A 16,152-nucleotide genomic window follows, 5' to 3' on the forward strand; every position below is an offset into this window, starting at 1 on the left:
TTTAAATCTATTGACTGAGTAATTCAGACTAAATCCATGTTCCTTTAAACTATTGCCTTAAAGAAGAATATTAAAAATAAAAGATTGCAATATTAGAATACATGTATACAATAACAGTTGTTATGTATATAAAAACAGGGGTGAATTATGAAAGCATTTAAAGCACTAACAGCACGCCAGCAGGAAGTATATGATTTTCTAAGACATCATTTAGACACTACAGGTATGCCCCCAACACGCGCAGAAATATCAAAAGAACTTGGTTTTCGTTCGCCTAATGCAGCCGAAGAACATTTAAAAGCATTGGCAAGAAAAGGGGTGATTGAAATCCTTTCTGGTACATCACGTGGTATTCGTTTATTGCTCGAAGAAGATTCTGTCAGTGAAGAAAATAATGGTCTTCCTTTAGTTGGGAGAGTCGCAGCAGGTGAACCAATTTTAGCAGAACAACATATTGAAGGAACTTATAAAGTCGATGCAAATATGTTTAAACCACAAGCTGATTTTTTATTGAAAGTTTATGGGCAATCGATGAAAAATATTGGTATTTTGGATGGTGATTTACTTGCCGTGCATAGCACAAAGGATGTACGTAATGGACAAATCGTTGTTGCCCGTATTGAAGATGAAGTGACTGTAAAACGTCTAGAACGTAAAGGCGCAGTTGTTTATCTCCATGCCGAAAATGAGGATTTTGAACCAATTATCGTTGATTTAAACCAACAACCAAATTTTGAAATTGAGGGTATTGCAGTTGGTATTATTCGTAACAATGCGTGGATGTAAATAGGCTATTGATTAAGAGAACCGCAACTGAATGTGCGGTTCTTTTTTGTATAATTTAGCGAGTATAAAAGCAGAATATTTTTAGAAAACAGACTGTGCTTTATCTTGCAAAACCGCTAATTATATGTATAATTCACCACCTTACAGCTACATTGAATTTTCGTTCCTTGCTTCTGCAGATTGGTAGCTGGTCTAACAGTCAGAGGCTGATTAACCCGTAAGGAGCAGTAATGCGACACTACGAAATCGTGTTTATGGTTCACCCGGACCAAAGCGAACAAGTACCTGGCATGATTGAACGTTACACAGGTTCTGTAAAGGAAGCTGGCGGTCAAATTCATCGCCTAGAAGATTGGGGTCGCCGTCAATTAGCGTACCCAATCAATAAATTACATAAAGCACATTATGTGTTAATGAATGTAGAAGCGCCTCAAGAAGTCATCGACGAGCTAGAAACAACTTTCCGTTACAATGACGCAGTTCTTCGTAACGTAATCATTCGTACTAAGCACGCCGTAACAGAAGCGTCCCCAATGGTTAAAGCAAAAGACGATCGTAAAGCTTTAGCTGAAGTTGAAAACAACGATTTTGAGGATGCTGAAGAGTAATTTAAAAATTGATAATCGTTTTTCATTGATTGGTCAAGTTGCGAGTCAATTAAAACGAATAAAAAGCCCGAATGGTATTGAGCATTGCCAATTTTTGTTAGAACATCGTTCTATACAACAAGAAGCGGGACTAAGCCGACAGGCTTGGTGTAAAATGTTAATCCAAGTAAGTGGTAATCAATTAATAGAAAAAACTCAAAGCATTACGGTCGGCAGTCAGCTTTTGGTAGTGGGCTTTGTAAGTTCACATAAAACTGTAAATGGTTTAAGCCAATTAGTATTACATGCCGAGCAAATCGAATTTATAGATTAGGAGACTAGCCAAATGGCACGTTATTTCCGTCGTCGTAAGTTCTGCCGTTTCACAGCGGAAAATGTAGTTGAAATCGATTATAAAGATGTTGCTACGTTAAAGAACTATATCACAGAGAGCGGCAAAATTGTTCCAAGCCGTATTACCGGTACTCGTGCGAAGTATCAACGTCAATTAGCTCGTGCTATCAAACGTGCACGTTATTTAGCGTTACTTCCGTACACTGACAACCATCAGTAATTAAAGAGAGGATACGGTAATGCAAGTAATTCTTTTAGATAAAGTGGTTCACCTTGGAAATATTGGTGATCAAGTAAATGTTAAATCAGGTTTTGCACGTAACTTCTTAATCCCACAGGGTAAAGCAGTCATGGCAACCAAAGCTAACATTGAGCATTTCGAAGCACGTCGTGCAGAATTAGAAGCGAAAGCAGCAGAAGTTTTGGCAGCAGCCCAAGCGCGTGCAGCGAAATTAACAGAGTTAGGTTCTGTAACTATTACATCTAAAGCAGGTGATGAAGGTCGTTTATTCGGTTCTATCACAACTCGTGATGTTGCAGATGCAGTGACTTCAGCTGGCGTTGAAGTGGCTAAAAGTGAAGTTCGCTTATCAACAGGTCCACTTCGGACTTTAGGCGAGCACGAAGTTAAGTTCCAACTTCATGGTGAAGTATTTGCAACTGTAAATGTTATTATTGTTGCTGAATAATTCGCTAGATTAAATATAAAAAACCCAGCTATTTGCTGGGTTTTTTGTTATCTGGCTTTGTTAGATATCACATTTGTGAAAAATATACTCAAATCTAACTGTATTGATACTCTTGAATCAGCCCTAACTTATGTTTGATAAAGTATTTAATAATCGTTTTAATTAGCATTATTAACACAATTTTTATTATAAAATCAGTCACCCATTAATACCCATCTAATATGTAAAATGAATTGCAAAGCATAAAATATTCGAAACTTACACATTGCTTATTCATTTTCCAAGTACTCGCAAAGAGTACTTGGACGATAATTAGGATGACTGGTCTTATGCATAATACATTTCAAATTCAACAGGATGTGGCGTCATATTTAAACGCTCAACTTCTTTACGCTTTATAGCGATAAATGCATCAATAAACGCTTTAGTGAATACGTTTCCTTTAGTTAAAAATTCATAATCATTGGCTAATGCATTGAGTGCTTCTTCTAATGATGTTGCGACAGCAGGAATATTTTTTAATTCTTCGGGAGGTAAATCATAAAGATTTTTATCCATTGCATCACCTGGATGAAGTTTGTTTGTGATACCATCTAGCCCAGCCATTAAGAGTGAAGCAAAGGCAAGATATGGATTTGCCAATGCATCAGGGAAACGGGCCTCAATTCGGATCGCTTTTGGATTCGTAACTGCAGGAATACGGATAGAGGCTGTACGATTGCTCGCAGAATAAGCTAATAAGACGGGGGCTTCAAAACCTGGTATTAGGCGCTTATAAGAATTTGTTGTTGGGTTAGTAAAAGCGTTTAATGCTTTAGCATGTTTGATGATACCGCCAATAAAGTAAAGTGCAGTGTCTGATAAACCAGCATATTTGTCACCTTGGAAGATATTTTTACCTGATTTACTTAATGAAATATTACAATGCATTCCTGAACCATTGTCACCTGTAATTGGTTTTGGCATGAAGCAAGCAGTTTTACCATGTTCATAAGCAACATTTTGTACAACATATTTATAAATTTGAGTTTCGTCAGCTTTCTTAGTTAATGTATTAAATTTAGTTGCGATCTCATTTTGACCTGCAGTAGCAACTTCATGGTGATGAGCCTCAATGACCAATCCCATTTCTTCTAAGATTAAGCACATTTCAGAACGAATATCTTGTGCGCTATCAATAGGTGCAACAGCACAATATCCTCCTTTCTTTGAAGGGCGATAACCATTGTTACCATCTTCATAGCGTTTATTACTATTCCAACTTGCTTCAATATCGTCAACTGAATAAGAGTTACGATGCATTGAAACATCAAAACGTACATCGTCAAATAAGAAAAATTCAGGTTCTGGACCAACGAATGCGTCATCGGCAATGCCTGTTGAACGCATATAATTTTCGGCACGAATAGCAATAGAACGAGGATCCCGATCATAACTTTGCATAGTGGTTGGTTCATAGATACTACAGCGAAGAGAAAGGGTTGGGATTTGAGCGAAAGGATCGATAACAGCAGTTTCTGGGATTGGCATCAATAACATATCGGCTTTATTTATTGCTTTCCACCCTTCTACTGAAGAACCATCAAACATTTTTCCATCTTCAAAGAGATCTTCATCTACTAGGCTTATTGGTAAAGAGACACCATGTTCTTTTCCTTTAATATCAGTGAAGCGAAGTAAGACAAATTTAATATCGTATTCTTCAATTAGTTTGAATACATTGGAGATGGCAGTAGCGTTTGGCATATGATCAATCCTTAAATTTCGAGTAGTACTGGAAATTTATGAATATAATAAAAGTTACGATATAAATCTAGCTTTTTTATTCTTCTTTTTATAAAGTGTGAGTATAATTTATGTCTATTATTAGTAAATTTAGTGGACAATCAGAGAATATGGATAAATGGGGGGGGGAAGAAATGACATTGAAGATAAAATCGAAGGGAATTGATAGGAATAATGTAGAGTCTGTTGTTATTGCTGGTAATGGGAAAAGCCTGTCTAAAATTGAATATAGCGTGCTTCCAGAAAGATATGATGTTTTTCGTTGTAATCAATTTTATTTTGAGGATAAATATTATTTAGGAAAAAATATAAAAGCAGTATTTTTTAATACTGGTGTTATTTTGGAACAGTATTACACACTATATAATTTGGTTAGAAATAAAGAATATATATGTGAAAATATAATATTATCTTCTTTTAATACTAATGAATTTGAGTTTAATGAAAATAAGAAATTAATGAATGTGTTTATTGGGGTGACCAATGGATATGAAGAATATTTATCTAAATTAGAAAAATTTGATAAATATCTTCGTTTTAGGGAAATTTTTGAGGGTAAAAGAATTACTTCAGGTGTTTATATGGCAGCTGTTGCAGTAGCAGCGGGATATAAGGATATTTATTTAGTAGGAATAGATTTTTATACAGAAGAACAAACAAGCTATGCTTTTGAACATAAAAAAAATAATATTTTAAAATTAATACCTAGTTTTAATAATAGCATCAGTCAAGCTGGATTTCATAATGAAAATACTGATATAGACGCATTACTTTTTTTAAAAGAAACTTATGATGTGAATTTCTATTCTATATCAAGTCATAGTCCAATGTCTAAGTATTTTCCACTGCCTGATTTTAAGAATGATGTTTGTTATGTTCCAGATAAAAAAATTAATTATATTGATGATATATTATTACCACCAAAATTTGTGTATAAAAAACTAGGAATACTAAGTCCCAAGAAAAAAGCTCTTTATTCTAATGTTGCATTTCGATTTTTTAAAGATTTATTAAGATTACCTAGTGCTATTAAGCATTACTTGAGAGAAAAATAGTCATTTTTTTAATGACTATGAAGGGTTTTTATAATAGAATACTGCGCCTTTCCCACATTTTTTACTAGAAGTGCGGTCAGAAAAAAGAACTTTTCCTATTTTCAATACATAAGATTTTTCTCAATGACAGATAAAATAGATATCAATAAATTGCGTAACATCGCAATTATCGCTCACGTTGACCACGGTAAAACAACCCTTGTTGACAAACTTTTACAACAATCAGGTACATTAGAGGCATCGCGTAATGATGGTGATGAACGTGTAATGGACTCTAATGATATTGAAAAAGAACGTGGTATCACGATTTTAGCTAAGAATACAGCAATTAACTGGAATGACTACCGTATTAATATTGTTGATACACCAGGGCACGCCGATTTTGGTGGTGAGGTAGAACGTGTAATGTCAATGGTTGATTGTGTGCTATTAATTGTTGATGCTTTTGATGGTCCTATGCCGCAAACACGTTTTGTGACACAGAAAGCCTTTGCGCATGGTTTAAAGCCGATTGTCGTTATTAATAAAGTTGATCGTCCTGGCGCTCGTCCTGATTGGGTAGTTGATCAAGTTTTTGATTTGTTTGTCAATTTAGGTGCGACAGATGAGCAATTAGATTTCCCGATTATTTATGCCTCTGCATTAAATGGTGTAGCAGGTTTAGAGCATGATCAGTTAGCGCCTGACATGACACCATTATTTGAAGCCATTGTGAAATATGTTGAGCCGCCGAAAGTAGAACTTGAACAACCTTTCCAAATGCAAATTTCACAGCTTGATTATAATAATTATGTTGGTGTTATTGGTATTGGCCGTATTAAACGAGGTTCAGTAAAACCCAATCAAACAGTGACAATTATTGATACGGAAGGTAAAGCACGTACTGGGAAAATTGGGCAAGTACTAGGTCACTTAGGTTTACAACGTTATGAAACAGAACGTGCTTATGCTGGTGATATTATTGCATTAACTGGATTAGGTGAGTTAAATATTTCTGATACGATTTGTGATATTAATAACGTGGAAGCTTTGCCTGCATTAAGTGTTGATGAACCAACTGTTACGATGTTTTTCTGTGTAAATACGTCACCATTTTGTGGTAAAGAAGGTAAATATGTAACTTCTCGCCAAATTCTTGAGCGTTTAAATAAAGAGTTGGTGCATAATGTAGCGTTACGCGTCGAAGAAACCCCTGATCCAGATGCGTTCCGTGTGTCTGGTCGTGGTGAATTGCATCTTTCTGTGTTAATTGAAAATATGCGTCGTGAAGGTTATGAGCTTGCCGTTTCACGCCCACGAGTTATTTATAAAGAAGTAGAGGGGCGTAAACAAGAGCCATTTGAGCAAGTGACGATTGATATTGAAGAGCAGCATCAAGGTGCAGTTATGGAAGCCTTAGGTATTCGTAAAGGCGAAGTCCGTGATATGGTACCAGATGGTAAAGGTCGTACCCGTTTAGAATATGTGATTCCAAGCCGTGGTCTAATTGGATTCCGTGGTGAGTTTATGACGATGACTTCAGGTACTGGTTTATTATATTCAAGTTTTAGTCACTATGATGATGTGAAGGCGGGTGAAATTGGTCAACGTAAAAATGGTGTTTTGATTTCTAACGCGACGGGTAAGGCGCTAGCTTATGCCTTATTTGGTTTACAAGAACGTGGTAAATTAATGATTGATCATGGTACTGAAGTATATGAAGGACAAATTATTGGTATTCATAGTCGTTCAAATGACTTAACTGTAAACTGTTTACAAGGTAAAAAGCTCACTAATATGCGTGCATCTGGTAAAGATGAAGCTTTAGTGTTAGTGCCACCTGTACGTTTTAGTTTAGAACAAGCTATTGAGTTTATTGATGATGATGAACTAGTAGAAGTCACACCAAGTTCAATCCGTATCCGTAAAAAATTATTAACGGAAGTAGATCGTAAGCGTGCAAGTCGTACTACAACCAGTACTAGCACTTACTAACTCAAAATTTTGTGAATATCGACCGCACTTTTAAGTGCGGTCTTTTTTTATTGAATTTGATTTCATAGGCTGTTTCAAACGTTGTATAAAACATGATGAATTGGGCGAGGATAGCAAAAATTAGTAGTACATCATAACGGAACAAACCAAATAATCCCGCTTGAGGTGTAATAAATATAGCAATAAAAACAACCCATTGAATAAGTAAGTACGCATTTCTTTTAAGCTAGAAAATAAAAAAAACTCAGATGAGTAATTATTAAGCTTTTCTTAATATTTTTGTTGTTTAATGTCATCATCAAAAGGTAATTAGCCTTTCGACTACTCACTTAACTTACTTTTATAGGAACGTATTATGAAAAAATTAATTGCATTAATGTCAGTATTAGCTGTATCAAGTGCCGCTGTTGCACAAGGTGGTTTTGCTCCTAAGCATGATGGTAAACAAGGTAAAGGCGGTTTCTATGATAGTGCATCTGTTGTAAAAACAGTAAAAGATGCATTAAATTCCGCTGATAAAACGCCAGTCATTATTGAAGGCTATATCGTAAAACAAATTGATGATGATGAGTTTGTTTTTCGTGATGTTGTAGGTAATGAAATCCAGCTGGATGTAAGCAATCGTGCTTGGCGAGGACAAACTATCCAACCAACAGATAAAATTAGTATTCAGGGCTATGTTGATAAAGAATGGAATAGAACTGAAATTGATGTGAAGGATATTTCTAAATAATCAATTTATTGCGGCCAGCTTTTATTAAGTATGGCCGCACTTTTTACAAAGTCGTTGTAACTTCTTCAATATTTAAGATTATTGCTTCATTTAAGCTATTCTCTTGCATTTTCCAACGAATATTAAATTCATATAATCGGATTCCATAAATACGATCTGACAGCTTATTTTGTTGATAAGCTGGACGTGGATCTTGAGCAATGACTTCAGTCACAAAACGCTGAAAGTACGGTCGTTTTTTCTCAATTTCTTTAAATTTACGCTGTGCTTGTTCACTAACAGTTACTTTTAATTGAGAATTAGGTTTATTTTGTGCGTAACCAGATTTTGCATTAGGTTGATTATCGGCATAGGCAATATAAGGTTTAATATCAAAAATAGGTGTGCCATCAACTAAATCAACTGGACCGACATATAACAAGGTTTTCCCATTTTTAGATTCTATTTGACGTAGTTCAACTTTTGATAAGCCTAGAGGATTGGGGCGATGAGTGGCGCGTGAAGCAAAAACACCAATACGTTGATTTCCGCCTAATCGAGGTGGGCGAACTGTTGGACTCCATTTACCAGCAGGTACTTTATCAAACTGAAAAATAAGCCATAAGTGACTGAATTGTTCTAAACCTCTGACACTTTCGAATTGATTATAAGGTGGTAGTAATTCGATGATTCCAGTACCATCTTGAACTAAATCAGGTTGACGTGGCACAGAAAACTTTTCTTTGTAGGGGCTATGTAGGATTGCAACAGGAGTTAAGGTCAGAGATAAGTTAGACATATTTTCCTTAATATTATGATTTCGTGTAGAATAGAGCCAAATTATGAGTATTTTACGCAAAAGTGCGCTTTAGATCGTGCTTTTTCTTTTTATAAGTGATTTTTATGACAAAAAATGCTATTAAAATGTGGATCGATACAGCAAGGCCGAAAACACTCCCCCTTGCTGTTGCTTCAATTATTACTGGAGCAGCATTAGCAGCTTGGTCTAGTCAATTCAATTGGATAATAACATTACTGTGTTTGCTTACTACCATTTTATTGCAGATTTTATCGAACTTTGCTAATGACTATGGTGATCATCAAAAAGGTTCTGATACAGTCGAACGTATTGGGCCTCTTAGAGGAATTCAACAAGGCATGATTGATGTGAAGCAGCTAAGAAAAGGTCTGATTATTGTTGCTATAGCAAGCCTATGTTGTGGTGGATTACTGATTATAATAGCATATCAAAATATAGCAGATTTATTAGCATTTACTCTATTAGGTGTATTGGCTGTTGTTGCTGCGATTACTTATACTGTAGGGACAAAGCCCTATGGCTATATGGGCTTAGGGGATTTATCAGTATTGCTTTTCTTTGGTATTTTAGGTGTTGGTGGCACCTATTATCTACAAACTCAACAACTTAATTTTTCAATTTTATTGCCTGCAATTGCAACAGGATTACTCGCCAGTGCAGTGTTAAATATTAATAATCTACGGGATATTGAGCAAGATCGTAAAGCGGGAAAAAATACGCTTGCTGTTCGGCTAGGTCCAGAAAATGGTCGACGTTATCATTGCTTATTGTTAATTGTTTCGACGTTATGCTATTGCATTTTTGCTGTTATTTATGTGCAAACAGTGACCGCTTTTTTATTTGTTTTAGCATTACCTTGGTTAATTAAGCATGGGGTTTTTGTTTCTAAACATAAAGAACCGCTTGCATTACGTCCAATGCTGGCACAAATGTCGTTAATTGCGTTACTTATCAACGGGCTATTTAGTTTAGGCTTGCTTCTCAGCTAACAATAGGCATATACTAGCTAAATTAATTTTCTGCAATATAAGGTAATATTATGTACATTGATACTTCTGAGCTTTGTGATATTTATCTTGATCAAGTGGATGTAGTTGAGCCTATTTTTTCAAGTTTTGGCGGTGTCAGTAGTTTTTATGGCAAAGTGACAACAGTCAAATGCTTTGAAAATAATGGACTGATTACAGAAATTTTAGAAGAAAACGGTGAAGGACGAGTCTTATTAATTGATGGTGGCGGTGCCGTACGTCGAGCATTAGTTGATGCGGAGATTGCTCAATTGGCTGCGGATAATGGCTGGGAGGGCATCATTGTTTATGGTGCGGTACGCCAAATTCAGCAATTAGAGAATATTGATATTGGTATTCATGCTTTAGCACCAATCCCTGTTGGCGCTGATCGATATAATAGTGGTGAAACCGATGTGCCTGTTAATTTTGGTGGTGTAACATTCTTTCCTGAAGATTATGTTTATGCTGATTTAACAGGAATTATTCTGTCACAAGAACCTCTAGAGCTTGATGAGTTTGGTGAAGAGTAATATTTTCATTTAAGCTAAAAATAAAAAAAGTGTGGTTAAAAAATTGTTAAAATTTTGACCGCACTTTTTTATTATTTATTTATTTTTATGCGTTTGTTCACAAATCCATAAGAAATGTGTTGCTTTTTATTAACATAATGCTAACTTCTGCAAGAATTCTGCTTATAAGCTAAGCAGCTTTGTTCCCCTTTGTTGTTTATTTTAGAAGGATAATATTATGAATGTCGCAGAGACCCCAGTAAAAAATGGATTGAACCGCAATGCCATTATTTTTCTATTAGATATTGTCATATTTTTTGTTTTGCTTAAGGTGTTACCTTTTGACGCTAAAGCAAATAAGGGCTTGGCATTACTTGTCTTTATTGCTGTACTCTGGTTAACGGAAGCATTACATGTGACTGTAACTGCATTACTTGTTCCTCTATTAGCTATTAGTTTAGGTTTAGTGACTACTAAAGCAGCGCTGGCTGAATTTGCTAATCCAACGATTTTCCTTTTCTTCGGAGGCTTTGCTTTAGCAACTGCATTACATATTCAACGTCTTGATCGTATGATTGCGAATAAGATCATGGCATTAGCAAATGGTCGTTTATTCTTGGCGAGTATCTACCTTTTTTCTATTACTGCATTTTTATCAATGTGGATGAGTAATACTGCAACAGCGGCGATGATGTTACCGCTTGCAATGGGGGTATTAAGTCAAATGGATAGAGAAGAAAGTCATAATACTTATGTTTTTATTTTGTTAGGTATTGCGTATAGTGCCAATATCGGTGGGATGGGAACCTTAGTCGGAAGTCCACCTAATGCGATTGTTGCTTCTCAATTAAACTTAACTTTTTCTGATTGGTTAGCTTATGGTTTACCAATTATGCTAATTTTAATGCCGATCATGATTGGTACGCTTTATATTGTGTTTAAGCCAAAATTGAATGTCCGTTTTGAAAAAACATTTGAAGCGATAGAAATGAATGGCAAACGGATTACGACATTAGCTATTTTCGTTATTATTGCATTATGTTGGGTGTTCAGCAGTAAAATTAACCCAGCTGTATCTAGCTTGCTTGGTTTAGAAAAGAAAATTGCTAGTTTTGATAGTGTGATTGCCTTATTAGCTGCCGTGGCAATTTGTACCACAGGAGTGGCAACTTGGAAACAAATCCAAGACAATACAGATTGGGGTGTTTTAATGCTATTTGGTGGTGGTTTAACATTAAGTGCGGTATTAAGGGACTCTGGGGCAAGTAAAGTACTGGCAGATGGCATTGTATTTTTAATTGATGGTGGTCATTTCTACTTGATTGGTTTAATTGTTGCAGCTTTCATTATTTTCTTAACGGAATTTACATCAAATACAGCAAGTGCTGCCTTATTAGTACCAATTTTTATTTCTATTGCACAGTCATTAAATATGCCAGAACTTGGACTAGCTTTAATTATCGGCTTAGGTGCATCATGTGCTTTCATGTTACCAGTGGCCACACCGCCAAATGCGATTGTATTCGGTACTGGTGATATTAGACAGAGTGAAATGATTAAAGCAGGGGTAATACTCAATATTATTTGTATCTTCGTAATTGCAACTATTGGCTATTATTTCTGGTTAGCAAAATAAGCACTGAATGAACATTGCTTATAACCCATTAGATTTTTTTCAGTAGACAATGTGCGGTTAATATCTACAAAATGTTAACCGCACTTTATTATTGATTACTTACCGATACAGAATGAGCTAAATATATTTCCTAGTAAATCATCAGAGGTAAATTGGCCTGTAATTTCACTTAGATGATTTTGTACCATCCGCAGTTCTTCCGCTAATAGTTCACCAGCATAGAATTGAGTCAATTGAATATGACCTTGTCGCAAATGGTGTGCGGCTTTTTCGAGAGCTTCTAAATGGCGACGGCGGGCAAGAAAACCCCCCTCTGTATTTGTTTGATACCCCATTGATTGTTTTAAATGTTCACGTAGTAAATCAACACCTTGCTGTGTTTTTGCTGAAAGAGTGATCACAGTGTAGCCACTTTGTTCTTTTAGTCCTTCAATTTCGCCACTTAAATCTGCTTTATTACGTATCATAGTGATTGGAATTGTTGCAGGTAATTTAGCTAAAAATTCTACTCGTATAGTTTCTAAATCTTGGTTATTAGGTTCAGTACTATCCAACATAAGTAAAATACGATCGGCTTGTTCAATTTCGCTCCAAGCTCTTACAATACCTATACGTTCAACTTCATCCGTTGCTTCACGTAAGCCAGCAGTATCTATAATGTGTAACGGCATACCATCAATATGAATATGCTCACGCAACACATCGCGAGTAGTACCTGCAATATCAGTTACAATTGCTGCTTCTCTCCCTGCTAGTGCATTTAATAAACTTGATTTACCTGCATTAGGGCGACCCGCAATAACAACTTTCATTCCTTCACGTAGAATGGAGCCTTGTTTAGCTTCAGAACGTACTTTATCTAGTTGTAGAATAATCTCATTTAAATGAGCTTCGATTTTTCCGTCTGCTAAAAAGTCAATTTCTTCATCAGGGAAATCAATTGCAGCTTCCACATAAGTACGTAAATAAATCACACTGTCTACAAGCTGATTGACTTTATTTGAAAATTCACCTTGTAGTGACTTTAATGCAGAGCGTGCTGCTTGTTCAGAGCTCGCATCAATCAAGTCTGCAATTGCTTCAGCTTGCGCTAAATCGAGTTTATCATTTAGAAATGCTTGTTCAGAGAATTCGCCAGGACGTGCTAAACGTACCCCCTCTATTTGTAAAATACGTTTAAGCAAAAGATCAAGTACAACTTGACCACCATGACCTTGCAACTCCAGTACATCTTCTCCCGTAAAAGAATGAGGTGCTTTGAAATACAGAGCAATACCTTGATCTAATATTGTGCCATCAAGATCTTTAAAGGGTAAATAATCCGCTACACGAGGCTTTGGGCATTTACCTAATACCGCATTAGCAACTTCTACTGATTTGGGACCTGATACACGTAAAATTCCAATGCCTCCACGGCCTGGTGCAGTTGCTTGTGCAACAATTGTTTCTTTCATAAAAACTTTCTCCAAAAGGACCGCACTTTACTATTAAAACAAAAGGCACCAAATTGATGCCTTTTAGATTCATTTTAGTGCAACTTATTTATGGCGAGAGTGTAAGCCTTTCTTCTCTAAACCACGATAAATGAGTTGTTGCTGAGCAATCGTAATCAAGTTTGATACTAACCAGTATAACACTAAGCCTGATGGGAAGAACAGGAAGAATCCTGTGAATAGTACTGGCATGAAATTCATGACTTTTTGCTGTGTTGGATCTGCTACAGGTGTCGGAGACATTTTCTGCAACAAGAACATAGATGCCCCCATTAAAATTGGGAGGATATAGTAAGGATCTTGTGCAGATAAATCTTGAATCCAACCAAAGAATGGTGCATGACGTAATTCAACAGCCTCTAAGAATGTCCAATATAATGCGATAAAAATAGGCATTTGTAAAAGAATTGGTAAACAACCACCTAAAGGGTTAACTTTTTCTTCTTTATACAATTTCATCATCTCTTGGCTCATCCGTTGACGATCTTCGCCAAAACGTTCACGCATTTCTTGTAGTTTTGGTTGAAGCATACGCATTTTTGCCATTGAGGTATATTGTGCTTTTGTTAATGGATATAGAAGGGCTTTCACAACTAATGTTACACCAATAATAGCAAGACCCCAGTTATGGACTATACTTTGAATAAAAGTCAATAACATAAAGAGTGGTTTGGCAATGAACCAAGCCCAGCCATAGTCTACGGTTAAATCAAGGTGATTAGCCACAGTTTCCATTTTGTCTTGTAACTTAGGACCTGTCCAAAGTGCACTTTTGATCGTTTCAGTTGTCCCGGCTGGAACAATCGTTGTTGGACCGCGATAACCAATAGAAGCAAGATTATTCGCTTTATCTGTTAAGCTATAAAGTTGGTTATCTGCATCTTGGTTTGGAATCCAAGCGGAGACAAAATAGTGTTGTAATACAGCGACCCAACCTGCTTTTGTTGAAATAGCGAGGTTTGCTTTTTGCATATCGTCAAAGCTATATTTTTTATAATTTGTCTCAGAAGAGGAATAGGCTCCGCCTGTATAAGTTGGCATTGCGACATTACCAGTATCTTCAACTAAAGTATGACGTAATTGACCGTAAGGTTCTACTTCGATCGTTTTGTCGCTTTGGTTATCAATTTCAAAATTCACACCAACATCATAAGCGCCTCGTTTTAATACGAAAACTTTTCGATAAATGACCCCATCTTTTTCAAAAACTAATGGAACAGAGAGTTCGTTTTGACCATCAGCTAAGACAAAATTATCGCCTTCAACTTGATAATTAGCACGTCCGGCTTTCGTATCAATACCGTCTTTTCCTACTAAGCCACTTTGCGCAATATAGACATGGTTTGGTTTGTTAGTTAATAATGTGAATGGGGTATCAGAGTCCAATTCAGCATCATAATTTAGTAATTCTGAATGAATTACATCGCCACCTAGTGTATCAACTTGTAAACGAAAAACATCGTTTTCTAAGGTAACCACACGCCCCCTTTGTTGTGATGTTGTGATATCTGCAGTTGATGTACTCGCAGAGATCGTAGGCACATCTGAAGTAGAGTTTACTTGTTCTGTTACAACAGGCTTAGGCGTGTGATAGTCAAGCTGCCATTGTTGATAAACAAGAAAAGAAATGAAGAGTAGTGCGATGACTAACAGGCTACGTCTTGAGTCCATTATTTTTTCTCTTTTTTGTTATTGATCTTTGGTGGAACAGGATCGTATCCACCCTCGTTTAAAGGATGACATTTTAATATACGTTTTACTGTAAGCCAACTCCCTTTTACTGCACCATGTGTTTTTAATGCTTCAATACCATAACAAGAGCAGGTTGGTGTAAAGCGACAGCGAGGACCAATAAGTGGACTAATGACAATTTGGTAAATACGAATTAGCCCAATTAAGATTTTTGAGCTAAACGAATGTGTCGTTGCCATAATTTATCCAGTGTTTGATTCAAGGTGCGGTTATCTAACTTGCCTATACCCTGTTTTGCTACAATCACGAAATCATAATGTGGAAGTGTGTGTTGTAATAAACGAAAACTTTCACGACATAAACGTTTGATACGATTACGATCATGCGCTCTTTTTAAATGCTTTTTAGCAACAGTCAGACCTAAACGTGGATGCAGGAGATTATTTGGGCGAGCAAGAATAGTGATTTCTGGTGTACTAGCACGGAACGGCTGTTCAAAGACATATTTAAAATGAATGGGAGTTAACAAACGTAACTCCCTAGAAAAATTCAGCTTAATCACACCAATAGAACTAGCATTATGCTGATAAAGATTTACGACCTTTAGCACGACGACGAGCTAACACTTGGCGGCCATTTTTTGTTGCCATACGTGCACGGAAACCGTGAGTACGGCTACGTTTTAATACTGATGGTTGAAATGTACGTTTCATAACTATAATTTACCTAAATCAAAAAATTGTTCAGTAATCTTGAAAACAAGGATTAATAAAATTAAGGAACGGAATTGTAATCATAAATTCAACGTTCGTCAAATTTAGAATAGGAAAAATGAGTAAATAAGTCTCAGTTTCCTTAATAACCTTAATAAAAAGCAAAGATGCGGTCGAAATTATACGTTTTTTAATAAAAATCTCAAGCAACCTTTTTCGTTTTTTTTAAGCCTTATATGCAGATCTTTAGACGACTTTATTGTAGAATTGGTTTTCTTAAGACCGCGCTTTTGGCGGAATTTCTTCCAATAAATTTTAACTATAACGATAATAGAAT

Annotated in this window: 18 protein-coding genes; 11 read left to right on the forward strand and 7 right to left on the reverse strand. The window is 36.1% G+C overall.

Features of this window, described 5'->3' with window-relative positions; translation table 11 throughout:
• The first annotated feature begins 147 nt into the window (after positions 1 to 147).
• The 5 genes from lexA to rplI all read left to right on the forward strand — a co-directional run bounded on the left by lexA (position 148) and on the right by rplI (position 2,416).
• On the forward strand, positions 148 to 786 hold the full coding sequence (lexA, locus tag K7G93_RS10345) for a transcriptional repressor LexA (RefSeq protein WP_115323552.1): 639 nt from the start codon (positions 148 to 150) through the stop codon (positions 784 to 786).
• Between the two features lie 230 nt (positions 787 to 1,016).
• Positions 1,017 to 1,394: a 30S ribosomal protein S6 gene (rpsF, locus tag K7G93_RS10350; RefSeq protein WP_046339564.1), complete on the forward strand. Its 378-nt coding sequence runs from the start codon at positions 1,017 to 1,019 to the stop codon at positions 1,392 to 1,394.
• Positions 1,381 to 1,707 (forward strand): primosomal replication protein N, encoded by a 327-nt coding sequence (gene priB, locus K7G93_RS10355; RefSeq protein WP_226690375.1) that lies wholly within the window; start codon positions 1,381 to 1,383, stop codon positions 1,705 to 1,707. Before rpsF ends, priB begins: the two co-directional genes overlap by 14 nt.
• Positions 1,708 to 1,719: 12 nt before the next feature.
• A complete protein-coding gene (gene rpsR / locus K7G93_RS10360; RefSeq protein ID WP_005717555.1) occupies positions 1,720 to 1,947 on the forward strand; it encodes a 30S ribosomal protein S18 in 228 nt (75 codons plus the stop codon).
• Between the two features lie 19 nt (positions 1,948 to 1,966).
• Positions 1,967 to 2,416: a 50S ribosomal protein L9 gene (rplI, locus tag K7G93_RS10365; protein ID WP_049214604.1), complete on the forward strand. Its 450-nt coding sequence runs from the start codon at positions 1,967 to 1,969 to the stop codon at positions 2,414 to 2,416.
• A gap of 327 nt (positions 2,417 to 2,743) precedes the next feature.
• Here rplI and glnA read toward each other — a convergent pair whose 3' ends face one another.
• Positions 2,744 to 4,162: a type I glutamate--ammonia ligase gene (gene glnA, locus K7G93_RS10370; protein WP_226690376.1), complete on the reverse strand. Its 1,419-nt coding sequence runs from the start codon at positions 4,160 to 4,162 to the stop codon at positions 2,744 to 2,746.
• Positions 4,163 to 4,272: 110 nt separating this feature from the next.
• Here glnA and K7G93_RS10375 point away from each other — a divergent pair, with 110 nt between their 5' ends.
• The 3 genes from K7G93_RS10375 to K7G93_RS10390 all read left to right on the forward strand — a co-directional run bounded on the left by K7G93_RS10375 (position 4,273) and on the right by K7G93_RS10390 (position 7,963).
• On the forward strand, positions 4,273 to 5,256 hold the full coding sequence (locus K7G93_RS10375; protein WP_228400387.1) for an alpha-2,3-sialyltransferase: 984 nt from the start codon (positions 4,273 to 4,275) through the stop codon (positions 5,254 to 5,256).
• Between the two features lie 123 nt (positions 5,257 to 5,379).
• Positions 5,380 to 7,230: a translational GTPase TypA gene (typA, locus tag K7G93_RS10380; protein ID WP_160531145.1), complete on the forward strand. Its 1,851-nt coding sequence runs from the start codon at positions 5,380 to 5,382 to the stop codon at positions 7,228 to 7,230.
• Between the two features lie 355 nt (positions 7,231 to 7,585).
• Positions 7,586 to 7,963 carry a YgiW/YdeI family stress tolerance OB fold protein gene (locus tag K7G93_RS10390; RefSeq protein ID WP_049214601.1) on the forward strand — a complete coding sequence of 126 codons (378 nt, stop codon included), beginning with the start codon at positions 7,586 to 7,588 and terminating at the stop codon, positions 7,961 to 7,963.
• A 43-nt stretch (positions 7,964 to 8,006) separates the two neighbouring features.
• Here K7G93_RS10390 and tsaA read toward each other — a convergent pair whose 3' ends face one another.
• On the reverse strand, positions 8,007 to 8,741 hold the full coding sequence (gene tsaA / locus K7G93_RS10395) for a tRNA (N6-threonylcarbamoyladenosine(37)-N6)-methyltransferase TrmO (protein ID WP_049214600.1): 735 nt from the start codon (positions 8,739 to 8,741) through the stop codon (positions 8,007 to 8,009).
• Positions 8,742 to 8,845: 104 nt separating this feature from the next.
• Here tsaA and K7G93_RS10400 point away from each other — a divergent pair, with 104 nt between their 5' ends.
• From K7G93_RS10400 to K7G93_RS10410, 3 genes are all read left to right on the forward strand, one after another.
• Positions 8,846 to 9,751 carry a 1,4-dihydroxy-2-naphthoate polyprenyltransferase gene (locus K7G93_RS10400; RefSeq protein WP_228400388.1) on the forward strand — a complete coding sequence of 302 codons (906 nt, stop codon included), beginning with the start codon at positions 8,846 to 8,848 and terminating at the stop codon, positions 9,749 to 9,751.
• Positions 9,752 to 9,801: 50 nt separating this feature from the next.
• Positions 9,802 to 10,302, forward strand: a complete 501-nt coding sequence (gene rraA, locus K7G93_RS10405) for a ribonuclease E activity regulator RraA (protein WP_049214598.1) — start codon at positions 9,802 to 9,804, stop codon at positions 10,300 to 10,302.
• A 217-nt stretch (positions 10,303 to 10,519) separates the two neighbouring features.
• Entirely contained in the window at positions 10,520 to 11,917 is a 1,398-nt protein-coding gene (locus K7G93_RS10410) for a DASS family sodium-coupled anion symporter (RefSeq protein ID WP_049214597.1), read from the forward strand.
• A gap of 95 nt (positions 11,918 to 12,012) precedes the next feature.
• On the opposite strand, the gene mnmE is transcribed toward K7G93_RS10410, so the two are convergent.
• The 5 genes from mnmE to rpmH all read right to left on the reverse strand — a co-directional run bounded on the left by mnmE (position 12,013) and on the right by rpmH (position 15,815).
• Entirely contained in the window at positions 12,013 to 13,371 is a 1,359-nt protein-coding gene (mnmE, locus tag K7G93_RS10415) for a tRNA uridine-5-carboxymethylaminomethyl(34) synthesis GTPase MnmE (RefSeq protein ID WP_049214596.1), read from the reverse strand.
• An 84-nt stretch (positions 13,372 to 13,455) separates the two neighbouring features.
• Positions 13,456 to 15,081, reverse strand: a complete 1,626-nt coding sequence (gene yidC / locus K7G93_RS10420) for a membrane protein insertase YidC (RefSeq protein WP_049214595.1) — start codon at positions 15,079 to 15,081, stop codon at positions 13,456 to 13,458.
• A complete protein-coding gene (yidD, locus tag K7G93_RS10425) occupies positions 15,081 to 15,341 on the reverse strand; it encodes a membrane protein insertion efficiency factor YidD (RefSeq protein WP_049214594.1) in 261 nt (86 codons plus the stop codon). Before yidD ends, yidC begins: the two co-directional genes overlap by 1 nt.
• Positions 15,305 to 15,664, reverse strand: a complete 360-nt coding sequence (rnpA, locus tag K7G93_RS10430; protein ID WP_049214593.1) for a ribonuclease P protein component — start codon at positions 15,662 to 15,664, stop codon at positions 15,305 to 15,307. The genes yidD and rnpA overlap by 37 nt, the downstream gene beginning before the upstream one ends.
• Before the next feature lie 16 nt (positions 15,665 to 15,680).
• The gene (gene rpmH, locus K7G93_RS10435; RefSeq protein WP_005539760.1) at positions 15,681 to 15,815 is read right to left on the reverse strand and encodes a 50S ribosomal protein L34; all 135 of its coding nucleotides are present in this window, start codon (positions 15,813 to 15,815) and stop codon (positions 15,681 to 15,683) included.
• Between the last annotated feature and the right edge of the window lie 337 nt (positions 15,816 to 16,152).

Origin of the sequence: Pasteurella canis (genome assembly GCF_020810675.1) — a bacterium.
GTDB classification, from domain to species: domain Bacteria; phylum Pseudomonadota; class Gammaproteobacteria; order Enterobacterales; family Pasteurellaceae; genus Pasteurella; species Pasteurella canis.

Excerpts from the sequence above, each read along its gene's own strand:
- rraA (WP_049214598.1), top strand. The coding sequence starts at position 9,802 with ATGTACATTGATACTTCTGAGCTTTGTGATATTTATCTTGATCAAGTG.
- yidD (WP_049214594.1), bottom strand. The coding sequence starts at position 15,341 with ATGGCAACGACACATTCGTTTAGCTCAAAAATCTTAATTGGGCTAATT.
- K7G93_RS10410 (WP_049214597.1), top strand. The coding sequence starts at position 10,520 with ATGAATGTCGCAGAGACCCCAGTAAAAAATGGATTGAACCGCAATGCC.
- typA (WP_160531145.1), top strand. The coding sequence starts at position 5,380 with ATGACAGATAAAATAGATATCAATAAATTGCGTAACATCGCAATTATC.
- tsaA (WP_049214600.1), bottom strand. The coding sequence starts at position 8,741 with ATGTCTAACTTATCTCTGACCTTAACTCCTGTTGCAATCCTACATAGC.
- rpsF (WP_046339564.1), top strand. The coding sequence starts at position 1,017 with ATGCGACACTACGAAATCGTGTTTATGGTTCACCCGGACCAAAGCGAA.
- K7G93_RS10400 (WP_228400388.1), top strand. The coding sequence starts at position 8,846 with ATGACAAAAAATGCTATTAAAATGTGGATCGATACAGCAAGGCCGAAA.
- mnmE (WP_049214596.1), bottom strand. The coding sequence starts at position 13,371 with ATGAAAGAAACAATTGTTGCACAAGCAACTGCACCAGGCCGTGGAGGC.
- rplI (WP_049214604.1), top strand. The coding sequence starts at position 1,967 with ATGCAAGTAATTCTTTTAGATAAAGTGGTTCACCTTGGAAATATTGGT.
- rpsR (WP_005717555.1), top strand. The coding sequence starts at position 1,720 with ATGGCACGTTATTTCCGTCGTCGTAAGTTCTGCCGTTTCACAGCGGAA.
- glnA (WP_226690376.1), bottom strand. The coding sequence starts at position 4,162 with ATGCCAAACGCTACTGCCATCTCCAATGTATTCAAACTAATTGAAGAA.
- rpmH (WP_005539760.1), bottom strand. The coding sequence starts at position 15,815 with ATGAAACGTACATTTCAACCATCAGTATTAAAACGTAGCCGTACTCAC.
- priB (WP_226690375.1), top strand. The coding sequence starts at position 1,381 with ATGCTGAAGAGTAATTTAAAAATTGATAATCGTTTTTCATTGATTGGT.
- yidC (WP_049214595.1), bottom strand. The coding sequence starts at position 15,081 with ATGGACTCAAGACGTAGCCTGTTAGTCATCGCACTACTCTTCATTTCT.
- lexA (WP_115323552.1), top strand. The coding sequence starts at position 148 with ATGAAAGCATTTAAAGCACTAACAGCACGCCAGCAGGAAGTATATGAT.
- K7G93_RS10390 (WP_049214601.1), top strand. The coding sequence starts at position 7,586 with ATGAAAAAATTAATTGCATTAATGTCAGTATTAGCTGTATCAAGTGCC.
- K7G93_RS10375 (WP_228400387.1), top strand. The coding sequence starts at position 4,273 with ATGTCTATTATTAGTAAATTTAGTGGACAATCAGAGAATATGGATAAA.